The 13,335-nt window shown below is 66.9% G+C and carries 8 protein-coding genes and 6 pseudogenes; 7 read left to right on the top strand and 7 right to left on the bottom strand.

What is annotated here, in order from left to right; translation table 11 throughout:
* Positions 1-125: pseudogene (locus tag ACWD35_RS43000) on the top strand (DDE-type integrase/transposase/recombinase); the annotation flags it as partial.
* Between the two features lie 157 nt (positions 126-282).
* Here ACWD35_RS43000 and ACWD35_RS42995 read toward each other — a convergent pair.
* The 3 genes from ACWD35_RS42995 to ACWD35_RS42985 form a co-directional block, all read right to left on the bottom strand.
* A complete protein-coding gene (locus tag ACWD35_RS42995; protein ID WP_451356781.1) occupies positions 283-1,680 on the bottom strand; it encodes a protein kinase domain-containing protein in 1,398 nt (465 codons plus the stop codon).
* 1 nt (position 1,681) lies between these two features.
* Positions 1,682-3,700 (bottom strand): AIPR family protein, encoded by a 2,019-nt coding sequence (locus ACWD35_RS42990; protein WP_451356780.1) that lies wholly within the window; start codon positions 3,698-3,700, stop codon positions 1,682-1,684.
* A 120-nt stretch (positions 3,701-3,820) separates the two neighbouring features.
* A complete protein-coding gene (locus tag ACWD35_RS42985; protein ID WP_451356779.1) occupies positions 3,821-4,606 on the bottom strand; it encodes an SAVMC3_10250 family protein in 786 nt (261 codons plus the stop codon).
* 701 nt (positions 4,607-5,307) lie between these two features.
* On the opposite strand from ACWD35_RS42985, the gene ACWD35_RS42980 reads away from it, so the two are divergent.
* Entirely contained in the window at positions 5,308-5,745 is a 438-nt protein-coding gene (locus ACWD35_RS42980; RefSeq protein WP_451356778.1) for a hypothetical protein, read from the top strand.
* A gap of 447 nt (positions 5,746-6,192) precedes the next feature.
* Here ACWD35_RS42980 and ACWD35_RS42975 read toward each other — a convergent pair whose 3' ends face one another.
* Positions 6,193-6,579: a hypothetical protein gene (locus tag ACWD35_RS42975; RefSeq protein WP_451356777.1), complete on the bottom strand. Its 387-nt coding sequence runs from the start codon at positions 6,577-6,579 to the stop codon at positions 6,193-6,195.
* A gap of 78 nt (positions 6,580-6,657) precedes the next feature.
* On the opposite strand from ACWD35_RS42975, the pseudogene ACWD35_RS42970 reads away from it, so the two are divergent.
* The 3 pseudogenes from ACWD35_RS42970 to ACWD35_RS42960 all read left to right on the top strand — a co-directional run bounded on the left by ACWD35_RS42970 (position 6,658) and on the right by ACWD35_RS42960 (position 9,351).
* Positions 6,658-7,802: pseudogene (locus ACWD35_RS42970) on the top strand (IS3 family transposase).
* Positions 7,803-7,862: 60 nt separating this feature from the next.
* Positions 7,863-8,147, top strand: a pseudogene (locus tag ACWD35_RS42965) (transposase); the annotation flags it as partial.
* A 53-nt stretch (positions 8,148-8,200) separates the two neighbouring features.
* Positions 8,201-9,351: pseudogene (locus ACWD35_RS42960) on the top strand (IS30 family transposase).
* A gap of 47 nt (positions 9,352-9,398) precedes the next feature.
* On the opposite strand, the pseudogene ACWD35_RS42955 reads toward ACWD35_RS42960, so the two are convergent.
* Positions 9,399-9,797: pseudogene (locus tag ACWD35_RS42955) on the bottom strand (transposase); the annotation flags it as partial.
* A gap of 307 nt (positions 9,798-10,104) precedes the next feature.
* Here ACWD35_RS42955 and ACWD35_RS42950 point away from each other — a divergent pair.
* Positions 10,105-10,344, top strand: a complete 240-nt coding sequence (locus tag ACWD35_RS42950; RefSeq protein WP_451356776.1) for a hypothetical protein — start codon at positions 10,105-10,107, stop codon at positions 10,342-10,344.
* Positions 10,345-10,761: 417 nt separating this feature from the next.
* On the opposite strand, the gene ACWD35_RS42945 is transcribed toward ACWD35_RS42950, so the two are convergent.
* Positions 10,762-11,304, bottom strand: coding sequence for a nuclear transport factor 2 family protein (locus ACWD35_RS42945; RefSeq protein ID WP_451356775.1), 543 nt, complete (start codon positions 11,302-11,304; stop codon positions 10,762-10,764).
* 230 nt (positions 11,305-11,534) lie between these two features.
* Between ACWD35_RS42945 and ACWD35_RS42940 the strand changes: the two are divergent.
* Positions 11,535-12,526: pseudogene (locus ACWD35_RS42940) on the top strand (IS5 family transposase).
* A gap of 22 nt (positions 12,527-12,548) precedes the next feature.
* Here the strand turns inward: ACWD35_RS42940 and ACWD35_RS42935 are convergent.
* Positions 12,549-13,335: immunity 49 family protein (locus ACWD35_RS42935; RefSeq protein ID WP_451356774.1), on the bottom strand; the 787-nt coding region annotated here is incomplete at its 5' end.

The raw sequence follows: 13,335 nt of genomic DNA, 5'->3' as shown, positions 1-13,335 counted from the left end.
CGACATGGCTCTACCTCGCCACGGTGATCGATATCTGTTCGCGGCGGGTGGTGGGCTGGTCGATCGCGGACCACATGCGCACCTCGCTGGTCACCGACGCGATCGAGATGGCCGTGGCCGCCCGCGGCGGTCAGGTCCACGGCGTCGTCGCGCACCATCGTGCACACCCCCCCTTCTCGCGGGGGTCGTTCCTGGGTGCACCGTAGAGCATGAGAGTCCGCTCGCAGGCAGCGCCTCGCGTGGGTGGTGGGCATGAAGGCGGCAAGGCTGTCGGTGATGCTGTCAGGTTGCCGCCTGTTGCACCGGAGCAGGAGTCGGCCGCGGAAAGACCCCGCCAAGCCGGTTGAGCCTGTTGAACACGGTGCGTACTTCGGTGGTCAAAGGGTCGTCGTGGCCGAGGTGTTGGGTGAGGAGGGAGTAGATGCCAGCAAAGGTGGCGAGTGCTTCCTCTGGTCTGTTGCTGGCGGCTTGCAACAGACCGACCTGGCTGCGTACTTCGAGCAGCAAATGGTCTTCTGGCGGTGTGTCCTGGGTCAGCTCTGCGGCAAGGGCAGTGTATTCAGTGAGGGCTTGCTGGAGATTACCCAGTCGTAGGTGGCAGAACGCGGCCTTAGCCCGGCACTCTGCTGCTTGCCTTGGGCTGTCGTCGGCTGCGGCCAGTTCTCCGCAGAGTGCGTTGTAGACCGGTAGGGCTTCTCCGAAGTGCCCGGCATCGAACAGAGCCTGTGCCTGGACGATGCGTATGGTCACGGGAAGCTGTGCCGCCGCGGCCGGGCTGGTACCGGAGTCGTCGGCTTGGTCGCCGTCGTTGCCGGCGGAGAGCTGAGCGGGGGCCGGGATCGCGGTGTTCGGTGCGAGCCGCTCTGCGATCAAGTGCGCTGAGGCGGGACGGTCAGCGGTGTCCTTTGCGAGCAAGCTCATCAGGAGGTCATCGACGTCTGGCGGGATGTCCGGTCGCAGTTCGCAGGCTGGGGTGGGGGCGCGGGTGCGGTGGGCGTCCATCACGCTGGCAGGATCGCCGGTGAACGGGGGCTGGCCGGTGAGCATTTCGTAGAGCAGACACCCCAGCGCGTAGAGGTCGGTCTGCGGCACGATCAGGCCCCGGTCAGTGAACTGCTCGGGAGCCATATAGGCGACGGTGCCGAGGATCTGGCCGTCTTGAGTGAGGCGGGGATAGTCGCTCCCGTAGATGGCAGCGACGCCGAAGTCGAGGAGCTTCGTCTTCCAGGTTTCGGTGATCACGACGTTGGACGGCTTGAGGTCACGGTGGATGACGGGGTCCTCGTGGATACACGCCAGGGTGTCTGCGATCTGGGCGGCGAAGGATAGGGCCAGGTTGATCGGCAGGCGGCCGCCCTCCGCTGCGAGAATCTGGGCCAAGTTTTGACCCATGATCAGTTCCCACACCATGTACAGATCGTTCGGGCTGCCGGTCAGTCGGGCGTCATAGAGCGTGGGCAGCCCGGGGTGGATGAAGCGGGCGCCGAGTTCGGCTTCACGGCAAAAGCGGGCTGCGACGGCCTCGGTGCTGATGCTGTTGGCCTGTTCGACGAGCCGCTCAGGGTTGATGATCTTGATGGCGGCGGGGCGTTTGAGCTGGGTATCCCAGGATTGCCAGACCTGCCCCATGCTGCCCTGCCCGATCAGGGTGCGCAGTTCAAACCGTTCGATGCTGCGCATGTCAGGCGCCGCCGTTTCCGGTTGCGGGCATGAGCGCCTTGGCCAGGTCGGCGAGCGTTCCTTCGCCGGGGACCACCCAGCTGCGGGCTCCTTGAACGATGGATGGGGCTTCGTCCCAGGCGGCTTTGCTCCAGATGTGGCGCACCAGGGAACTGGGTGAGTAGGCCTGCTGGTCGATTTCCCAGATCAGGGGGCGGCGGGGGTCGTTGGTCCAGGTGGCGAGGTAGCGGCGGGGGTCTTCGCTGAGCCATTCGCCGATAGCGCGCTCTTCGATGGAGCTGGGCCGATACATCACCCGAGTGCCGTCTGGGATACGGCCGTGGTCGACGAGCGTCACGATGCTGTTGTGCTTGCGCCTGGCACCGGAGGACTCGTCCGGGAACAGGGTGGGGGGAGCGGTGAGAGAACGGGTGACGTCATCGGCGAGGACATGGCATTTACGTTCGTCCGTGAACACGCTGGCCAGGAAGAGGTGCTGGCCGTAGAGGCGTTCGATCGCGGAGGCCACGAGGTCGGCAATTTCCCAGGTGCGCTGGGCGACCCAGTCCTCAAATCCGTCAGCGGATTCGAGTTCTTCGAGGGTGTCGGGATCGATGCTGCGGAAGACGAGGTGAGCGATCAGGAGATCTCCGTGCTTGGCGAGGTCCCGGACGCGGGGCGGCTCTCCCGCGGTCGCGTAGGCCAGGGCGGTCCTCACCTGGCGCAGCAGCAGCACGCTCTGCCAGATCTGACGGGCGCCGGGCCGTCCTCCGAACAGGCGCGTGTAGGCGCCTTCCGGGGCGGGGCGCCACAGATAGGTGGGGTCGGCGCTGGCCAGGGCGGTCAGCGAGACGTCCGGATGGGCACAGGCCAGTGCGACGGCCGCCTCCTGCATGGTGCAGCCAGCGTCCGAGGCGGGTGCCACCGCCTCCCTTTTGTAGGCATATTCCTTGTGCAATTCCTCGGCGAACTCGTCGCGCAACGCCCGCTGGATGGGATCGAGGGCGACGAAGTCGAGTGGGTCGGCGGGGCCCTCGGTCTCATTGGCCTGGGTGAGGGCGGAGACAAAGCGGGCGGGGGCGTCGCCGAGGCTGATAATCCGCACTGGAACCAGTGCCAGTTGGCCGGTCTCGGGATGCTGGTCGACCGCCTGGGCAACCGTCGCGACCACCGTAGCCCCGTTGACGACGCGGGCGTTGCGCAGTTGCAAGCGCAGCGGCTGACCCGGCGCTCTGCGGGCGAGGAAGTGTGCTTCGAGTTGGTCGCAGATCACGGTGATGCCATTACTGAAGTACCAAAATTCCTCGGGCGCGGTGATCAGCCGGCTCAAGGCTGCAGGGTCGGGCTGTCCGGTGGAGTGCGGGCGCAGGGCAGGATCAAGCAGTCGGTCTCCGTGGGTGTTGTACCAGGAGGCGAGTTCACCGGCGGAGATGCTTGTGCTGTAGGCCGGGTAGGGGGCGTCGCTGCGGTGCCAGCCGTCTGTCAGGGTTGCGGACAGGGACACGGGGGTGGGGCCTGCGTCGGCGCGTGCCGCAGAATGGAAGTCGGCCAGCCCCAGCGTGTGCACACGGACCGGGACGCGGCCAGCGAAGCCGAAGCCCTGTCCCACCAGGTCCAGTTGCTGCTCCACCTGGGGGGTCAGGCGGGCATCGCCAGCCAGCGCCGCCACCAGGTGGACCCGGCAGCGTGGGGAACTCAAGGCCTCGTTGATGCGGTTGATCGATGCGTGAATGCGGGAGTTGAAGCCCTCATAGCGCTGGTCGGCCAGGCGCTGCAGACCGGTCACCAGGACGGCGGCGTCCCTCTCCCCCAACCGGGCCCGGCCTTTGTCGCTCCATTTCGCCTGCACGAGCCAGATGTCGGAGCCGCCCTTGGAGAACGCAATGGCGTCGATGCCCGAGTCTCCGGGACCGTCCACGACAGATGCGGCGGCCTCCTCGGGGCTGCAACCGGTGAGCATGCTGACGGCCTGGGCGGCCAGAGCCCGAGACAGCAGGATCATCTCCTGCTCCTGGGTGGAGCGGTGGGCGACATCAGCCATATCGATCCACGGCCTGTAGGTGTGCGCGAGGTGATTCCGCACAAACCGCATCGTGTTAGGCAGGGCGGAATCATTCACCGCGCAGTCCCTTCCGTCGTCAGTCCCCCGCGTGCCGGCCGCTCACGCCGGGTCGCGCACGTACTCCACGTTCAACGGGCTGGCCACCAGGCAGCGCACCGCGGTGCCCGTGGCAGGCAGTTCGGCCGTCACGCGGGCCAGCCCGGACATCCAGGCACCAGGCACCTGACCGTGACGGACATCGATCGCCTCCAGCAGTTCCCGCACCCCCGACCCGTTCAGGCCGCTCGGCGGGGGCGTCACACCCTCGGCAGCCGCATCGTGTTCCAGGGACAGGGCACGTACCGCGTGCCCGGCAGTCGTCAGGAAGGTCGTACCAAAGCTGGAGCCGCCGTCGATGCCCTCCAGTGCAGGGGCCTCGACCGCGACGGGCGCGAACCCCCGCAGGTGGCGGGAGGATCCGTGCAGCAGCAGACGGCAGCCCGTCTGCTGCTCGTAGTTTGGGTCCTCTCCTGGAGCGGGGTCGGCGAAGAGCACCATGTGCTGGTAGTCGCCCTGCAGCGTGACACAGCGCAGCGGCGCCTCGAACCACACCCACTGACCCGGGCGCAGTCCTGGCTGGGCGAACCACTCCGCCCGCTGTCCCAGATGCTTGTCGAGCTTTTCCAGCTGCCGCATCCGGTCACGCTCGCCATCCGCTGCCGGCGCGTCGACATCGACACCGACCACAGGTGTGCTCAGGCGCAGGGCGCTGGGCAAAGCGAACCGCCTCGGCAGCGAGAACTGCTGAAGCTTCGCATCCGACAGGTATACAAACTCTCGGTACTCGCCCAATGCGCCCCCCACTCGACGTGATGTCTCATCCTGCCACGTCAGCCTCGTCAGCAAGCGCCATACCTGAGGCTGCCGAACTGTGCGCCGCCCGACGCGGACGAGACGGCGCGATCCAGCAGGGCAGGTAGAGCAAGCTCCGCCCTCGTCGGATGAGGTCGAGCAAGCCACGCCAACAACTCCGGGCCCGCCGTACCTTTCCCAGATGCGGCGGGCCAGGCATCGGTAGATCATCCGGACGGGGAGCAGAACCTCCCCCAGAAAGTGGCCGCCCGGCCGGAGGTGAGGCGGACCGTCGGCGCGCGGTAGCACCTGCGCAACTATGCGCGACGAGTGTGGCGTTGGTGTTGACGGGGCCGCGCCTCGGCGGCAAGCCTGACGGCGCAGAACGGGCAGGGCCGCCCGAGGCCTACGGCCCGGCCCACACCCGACACGGTGGTCTCAACGCTTTTGCAGGCTGCAATCTCGCTGAGACGACGCAGTCCTGCCGCCACCACGGCGGAGAAGCCGCCGCTCAGGCACGATCCCGCCAGTCCCCTGACCAGCACAAACCAATCCACCCAAACCACGCAGCAATAGTAAAATCCCGCGCCGATCACTACATTCCGAGACGATCACTGAACTTGCGCGTCAGGGATCCCACAGCTTCCGAAGCCCCGCCGAAACCCCAGCTCGGAGACACACCACAGCAAAAAATCCTGAAACGATCACTAGATCCCCAGGTCAGCACGCCACCCACCTAGTGATCACTCACGGATTTGGCACAGGGCAACTGGGAACGCTGGATCCAGGACTACTGGGCCCGGCGCCTGGACAACCGCCCCGTTCGACTCACCGCCGACGAGGGCGGGCAGATGCTCGACTGGGTCCTTCCCGCAGGGGACCTGTTCCCCGAAGCAGTCCGCCTTCTCGTGAAGTCGCCCTCGCGCTTCCCCGGAGCCTTCCTCTTCTTCCGCAACCTCAAAGACTCGCCGGTCCTGGCCGAACACCCCGCCGAAACCGCCCAGCTCGCCGCCCACGTCCTGACGCACCTCGACGGCCCGGTCGCGGTGTGCGAGGAGATCGGCACGGTCCTGCACGGGCTCATCGCCACCGGCGACCCCGAACTCATGCCCACCCTCCGACAGGCCTGCGAGGGCGCTGCAAAGACAGGATGCCCCGACGCTCTGATCTGGGCCAAAGAACTGCCGCGCTAAATCCCCCCTTCCGGCGCCTTGGCAGCGCGCCGCTGCCGCGGGCCCTGCCTGCGGCCACGGTCAGCCGGAGAGAGCGTTATGCGATGGTCAGTGCCGACCGGCCCAGGACGAGGTGAAGCGTGCCACCGCCGTTCACAGCCAGCTGTCGCCAGGAGTATGAGCCGAACCAGCGCCCCGCAGGGGCTTCGCTGGAACAGTAAGCAGTCGACACGTCAAGCGGGCGGGGTCTGGCGAGATCAACGACGGACTGGAGCGGGTGTTGTGCATCTGGCCGCTGCCGGTCAGTGCCAGCGTTCGTCTGGGGTTCCTACTCAGGGCGGAGCAGGGGTCCACAACGAAGATGGCGTCTGGCGGTCTCGCAGCGAACAGTCGTTCAATTCTGTTTCCCTGATGCAGATGACGGTCGGTTCACAACGAACTCCATGGATCACGCCAGGTGAGGCGGCTTCAGCCGCGGCCGTACTGGGACTGCAACCTGCTGACGAGGCCGCTGATCTCCGCCGGCGAGAACACCGTGACATCCGTGGCGTCCGCGACGGCGATCTGCCACCGGCCGCGGTCGTCCCGGGTCACCCTGACAGGCGGCTGTGCCAGCCACGTGGAGTCGATGCCGCGCCGCACGACCACACCGATGAGTGACGGAAGCGACGGCACGAGGCCGAGCAGGGAACCCGGGGTCATCAGCAGATCAGCGAGCGCCTCGATCGCGTCGTCGCCCCGCACGCCTTCCGTACTGAATCGAAACTGCCCGTCACCTTGATCCGTCAAGGTCACAGTCAAGTACGTGCAGTCCTCGTTGCGCTCCCACGGGGGAATCTTCCAGGTGAAGGTCATAGTCCCATTGGTATGCCCCGGTTCTAATGGAGTCGGGTTGCTGGACAATTGACGATCCAGCAACCTTCGGAGGCCGTGATGCCCCGCAGCTATCCGCCCGAATTCCGCCGCAAGGTTCTCGATCTCGTCGCATCCGGCAGGAAGGTCGCCGAGGTCACCCAGCTCCTCGGCATCAGCGACCAGACGATCTATGTCTGGCGCCACCAGCACCTCATCGATACAGGTCAGTTGCCCGGTACGACCAGCAGCGACCTGTCCGAGCTCGCTGCGGCCCGCAAGCGCATCGCCGAGCTGGAGGCTGAGTTGGCCATCCACCGGCGGGCTGCCGAACTGCTGGGTGAGGTGACGTCCCCAAAAGGCGGTTCGAAGCCATCCGCGTGATGGCCCGTGAGCATCTGCCGGTGCAGCTGGCCTGCCGGGTGCTGCATGTCGCGGAGTCCGGATATTACGCCTGGCGGGACCGGCCGCCGTCGAACCGCCTGGTCAAGCACGCCTGGCTGACCGAGGCCATCGTGGGCATCCACACCGCCTCCCGGGGCACCTACGGCTCCCGCCGGGTCCATGCAGAGCTCGGTCTGGGCCTGAACATCCATGTCAGCCACGGCACCGTGGAGCTGCTGATGCAGCGCGCCGGCCTGCACGGCCTGCCCGGAAACCGGCGCCCCCGCGCCAAGCACGTGACCCCATCCGTCTCCGACCTGGTGGAGCGGAACTTCACCCGCCATGCCCGGGACCAGTTATGGGTCACCGACATCACCGAGCACCCCACTCTGGAGGGCAAGGTGTACTGCGCGGTCGTCCTGGACACGTTCTCACGACGCGTGGTGGGCTGGTCGATCGACGCCTCGCCCACCGCGGCACTGACCACCAACGCCCTGGCCATGGCCATCGGCAACCGTTCCCCGCGGCCGGGTGGCACCATCATCCACTCCGATCACGGAGTGCAGTTCGGGTCCTGGGCGTTCACCCAGCGCGCGAGGGCCTCCGGCCTGCTGCCCTCGATGGGCTCCATCGGGGACTGTGTGGACAACGCGATGATGGAATCCTTCTGGGCCCGGGTCCAGGTCGAACTGCTCAACCGCAGACGGTGGCGGACGCGCCTGGAGCTGTCCACCGCACTCTTTGAGTACCTGGAAATCTTCCATAACCGACAGCGCAGGCACTCCGCGCTGGGCATGCTCAGCCCGGTGGAGTACGAACTCCGCACCCCGCCAGTAGCCTGAAACCACGCAACTCGACTCCACCCGACTCGGGACAGTCCGATTCCCTGAGAGGATCGAGTCATGGCCCGTCCGTCCCCCTATCCTGTAGAGCTTCGTGAGCGTGCGGTGCGCATGGTCGCGGAGGTTCGCCCCAACTACCCGACTGAGTGGGCTGCGATGAAGGTGGTCGCGGCGAAGTTGGGCGTCGGTTCCGCTGAGACGGTGCGTACGTGGGTCCGCAAGGCCGAAGTCGATGCCGGCCAACGTCCCGGGGTTACCTCGGAGGAGGCCGCGGAGATCAAGCGGTTGCGGGCGGAGAACGCCGAGCTGCGCCGGGCCAACGAGATCCTCAAGGCGGCGTCGGTGGACTCAACTGATCAATGCAACACCCCAGGTAGAACAGGTACCGGAGGTGTTGGATGGCGAGGTTGGGACGTCCGGGTATGTCGGATGCGCAGAAGCGGGAGCTGTGGGACCGCTGGAAAGCAGGCGAGTCGATCAGCGAGATATCCCGGGCACTGGGGCGCCCTCCGGGGTCGATCTTCACGATCCTCAAGTCCAACGGTGGGTACGTTCCGCCAATTCGGCGTCGGCGGTCCTGCCATCTGACGCTGGCAGAACGCGAGCAGATCTCGCGTGGTCTGGCCCGCGGTGACTCAATGCGCGAGATTGCCCGCACTCTGGGGCGAGCCGCTTCGACCGTCAGCCGGGAGATCGCGCGGAACAAGGGACCCCGGCGCTACCGGGCCGTTGATGCCGAGGACCGGGCCTGGGACCGCGCGCGACGCCCCAAACCATGCCTGCTGGCCGCGAACCAGCAACTGCGGGAACTGGTGGCAGAGAAACTGGCGCAGGACTGGGCTCCGGAGCAGATCGCCGGCCACCTGGCGAAGAGCTACTCGCCCGGCTCAGGGATGCGGATCAGCCACGAGACAATCTACAAGTCCCTGTTCATGCAGGCCCGCGGGGTGCTGGCCAAGGCACTGCAGCAGCACTTGCGATCGGGCCGCCCGACCAGGCGAGACATTCACAACACCGTTTCCGGGCAATGGCGTTCACAGATCAAGGATGCCGTCTCCATCCGGGAGAGACCTGCCGAGGCCGACAGCCGCTCGGTGCCGGGGCATTGGGAGGGCGACCTCCTCATGGGCCGCGGCCTGACCCAGATCGCCACCGTTGTCGAACGCTCCACCCGCTATACGGTCCTGGTCCAGCTCAACGGCCGCGACGCAGCCACAGTCACCGCGCGACTGTCCGAGAAGATGTGCAGCCTGCCCACCGCACTGCGCAAGACCCTGACCTGGGACCGCGGAATGGAACTCGCCGGCCACAAGGACATCACCTCGGCTACCGGCCTTGACGTGTTCTTCGCCGACCCACGCAGCCCCTGGCAGCGCGGCACGAACGAGAACACCAATCGCCTGCTACGTCAGTACCTGCCCAAGGGCACAAGCATGGGTCACCTCACTCAGAAGATCTTGATGTCATCGCGCAGAAGCTGAACATGCGCCCTCGCAAGACCCTCGACTTCGACACACCTGCCGATAGGCTGACGGCCCTGTTGTGTTGATCGATTGAGTCCACCTCGGCTTTCTTTGCGGCTTGACATAGGAGCATCTCAATGCCCTGGCCGGCTGCGTGCACGTTGGCGGAGGTCTTGACGCTCTGGGCGTCCAGCACGCAGGCGCTCGGCTCGGCATCCCGGCCTTCGGCTTCACGCACCAGGCGCCGCAGCAGGCCGTTGAGCTGGTCGAAGATGCCGTCTTTCTGCCAGGCGGCGAAGTAGCCGTAGACCGTCTCCCAGGGTGCGAAGTCGTGCGGCAGATAGCGCCAGGGGATCCCGGTGCGGTCGACGTAGAGGATGGCGTCCATGATGCGGCGCAGGTCGTGCTCGGGTGGGCGTCCGATGTCCAGGCCCTTTCCTCTGCGCTCGGCCCGCCAGGCGGTGAGTGTGGTCCCGATCAACTCCCAGCGGGCATCGGAAAGGTCGCTGGGATACGGGCGGTGTCGCGTCATGTTTCGGTAGTACCGTCGGGCACGACGCACCCCCAGGGCGCAAACAGCGTCAACCGGGGGCGCTTTGGGATCAGACAGGAGCGACTCGACTCAAACGGACAGAGGTACGGAGTCTCCTGTCACACAACCCGCATTGACCACTCTCGCCTCAGCAGTCGCAGACCCGCCCATCCCCCGAAGCACCACCAAACAACCTCACCGGGATAAAACGCTCTTTAAGGGCGAATGGCCTGCCGGCGACCTGACGGCCGACGCACCGCCCGGTGCTCACCTCGGGCAGGCCCTCGCAAAGAACCTGGCCGCGGGCATGGTCCAGCGAGACCTCGGCGTCCGCGAGCTCGCCCGGCTGGCCCAGGCAAGCCACCCCACGGTCAAGGCAGTCCTGGACGGAACCCGGCTGCCCGCCTCCCACACAGTCCTCCTGCTCGAACTCGCGCTGGACCTTCCGCTGTACCCGTCGGGCCTTTTCGAGCAGCTCCGGCCCACGTCCGGCAACTGCCCGGGCAGCTGCAGCTTCCCCCCTCCCGGCTTCATGGACCTGGGGTGAGGGAACGTACTGCCTCCCGGAGCCACCGGCCGCCTGGGCACGTACAGGCGCCTCCACCCTCGGCTCCTCGGCCTGAGGGCCGACAGGGGCATCCCGCCACGGCCCCGGCCCCGGCCCCGGCCCCCGCTAGGGCCTGTTCTGAGTTCAGATCACTGATGGGTTGCTTCGGCTCCCGGGAGGCTTCCGGCTGCTGCAGGAACGATCTGTGACGCGTGGTGATGTGACTGATGCCTATGGGAGTTGATCGAGCCGCATCTGCCGTTGGGCGAACGTGGGCCGATCCCTGACCTGCGCAGCTACCTACTTCAATGCGGTGATGTGGAGGTTCCGTACGGGGAGCCCTGGCGCGACGGTCCGCGCCGGTACGGGTGCTGGTCGACGATCTACGACCGGTTCCGGGTTCGAGGGGATTGACCTTCACGGTTCGACATCGGGGCGGGGCGACGTCAGCTGGTTGAGGGGGACCCTGCCGTCCAGTACGTCCAACGGTGTGGTGACCACGGGCAGGCGCCGGACGATGTCGTCGTTCAGCAACTGCGTCTGCGCGAGCACCGCCGTTTGATCCCAGTAGATGCGCTCGCCCCGCACACGCGGGCCTCGGAAGTCCACGACGGCGATGACGGGTATACGGACCTGCTGCCCGGTGGGTGCCAATCCAGGCAGAATCCAGGGCACCTCGATGTCGTGGGTGAACGACACGATCATTTCGTCTACGAGGCTGTTGTCTCCCACCGTGCGGGATATCGAACGCACAGTGAAATCGTCCGGGTTCCGTCCGATGAACCAGCGTGCGTAGAAGTCCTTGACGCCGTCGTACCCACTACCGCCCATGGCGGTCGGCACATGGACGACGATGGGGTCGTCGTCCATCGTGGCCATCGTAGCCTCCACGTCCTGCGCCACGAACTCGCCGGCGGTGTGGGCTTCCCAGATACGCTCCATCGTTGCGCGATCAGCCATGCCCGCTCCTGACAGTAGGCGTCTCGGCTGTGCGGGTGTCTCGGGTCTCGGGATAGCCATACGCCGCTGCCCATTGCGCCACATCCCCTTCTTCTGGACGCGAGGAAGACACCGCAGATTCAGGATAGGCAGGTGTGGGTCCGCGGGCACTCTTTGGCGTTTACCGAGTTCGGATCACGAGTCTGGACGTTCTGCTGCCCTGGCTGGATCCGGGGCGGTAGACAGGCGGGATGGCTCGGGGTGATCTCACGGACGACGAGTGGGCGGTGATTGAGCCGTTGCTGCCGCTGGGCGAGCGCGGTTCGATTCCTGACCTGCGGCGACTGGTGAACGGCGTGATGTGGCGGTTCCGTACGGGCAGTCCGTGGCGGGACATGCCCCAGCAATACGGGTCCTGGTCCACCGTCTACGGGCGGTTCCACCTGTGGGCCGGTGCGGGGGTCTTCCAGGCGCTGATGGAAGCGGTGATCGCTGAGGCCGCCGCCCGGGGGCAGGCGGAGCTCGGGCTGGTGAGCGTGGACTCCACGTCTGCCCGGGCCCACCACCACGCCGCCGGGATGATGCTGGACCCGGAACTGCTGGAGACGCTGGAGAAGGCCGTCGCCGAGGAAAAGGGGCTGCTCCAAAGGGGCAAAACGCCTCGATAGTCGACCGGGACGAGGCGCCGGACGAGGCCCGTGAGGAGCGTCGGCGTCTGCGCCGGCGTCGCAAGGCCCGTCTCCGCGCTGCCAAACTGGGCCGTTCCCGTGGCGGGTTGACCAGCAAGGTGCACCTGTCGGCGGACCGCCGCTGCCGTCCGCTGTCCTTCGTCCTCACGCCCGGCCAGGCTGCCGACAGTCCCCGTTTCACCGCCGTTCTGGAACGCATCAAGGTGCGCGGGCCGGTGGGCCGCCCGCGCACCCGCCCCGGCGCGGTCGCCGCGGACAAGGCGTACTCGTCCCGCGCCAACCGCGCCTACCTGCGCCGACGCAAGATCCGGGCAGTGATCCCGAAGAAGACCGACCAGGCCGCCAACCGCAAGAAGCGTGGCTCACGTGGCGGACGCCCCGTCAGCCACGATGCGGCCTTGTATAAGGAGCGCAACACGGCCGAACGCTGCATCAACAAGATCAAGGAATGGCGCGGGCTCGCCACCCGCTACGACAAGACCCCGGCCAGCTACCTGGCCGGACTCCACTTACGCGGAGCCGTCATCTGGCTCCGCAGCCTCCAGCCCGTCTAAAGATCTGAACTCGGCACACGCCCTAGAAGGGTTCGGCGGCCCGCAGGAGATCCTGCGGAAGGTAGGGGGACTCGACGCGGACGGCCCAGCCACGGCGCCGGGCGTGGCAGGCCAGGGCGAGGATGTCCAGGTTCACGGAAGCGTCCGGATCGTCGGCGCGGTCGGCGACCTGGTAGTAGTCGCGGTGGGCTTCGAGCGCGTCGGCCAGAGCCAGGTTGAAGCTCTCCTCATCGCCCTCCACGAGCTGCGACAGCAGCACGGCCGGCGGCATGGCGAAGCCCCAGTCCTTCGCCTTCTCGGCCTGCTGCAACGCCCGCTGCACGGCCGGCTCGGGATCAACGCCCTTCAGGTAGGCGTGGAGGGCTTCGCGGTACGCGCTGAAGGCGGAACCGTCCGGGCCGGCGAAGGCGGGGCCGGTGAGGACCAGCGGGGCGAGGTCCTCGCGTGCGCCGGTGATGAGGGCGAAGGCAGTGGCCCTCTGCCAGTTCCCGGCGCCGGCCTCCTCGTCCCGCTCGGCCGGGTAGCGCAGCGTGCGGCCGTCGATGGTCACCTCGGCCTCGGTGCCCGGTTCCGCGAGGGCGATGCGGAACAGGGCAGACCCCGTCTGGGAGGCCAGCCGAAGGTTTGCGAGCTGCGCGTCCGTGACGCCGCCGGGGTTCCCCGCGCGCCACTTGAACAGGCGCTCCTGATCGCCCATGACGTTGCCCAGTTGCCAGACAGCGAGGGGTTCTTCGCCGACGGGCGTGAACGCGTCCTGGATGTGTTCCTCGTACATGGCCTCGATCCGCGGGTTCACCGTCCGCTCGCAG

Source organism: Streptomyces sp. NPDC002671, from assembly GCF_053592475.1.
Note: the sequence above shows the minus strand (reverse complement) of the source record. Positions and strands in the feature narration are given on the sequence as shown.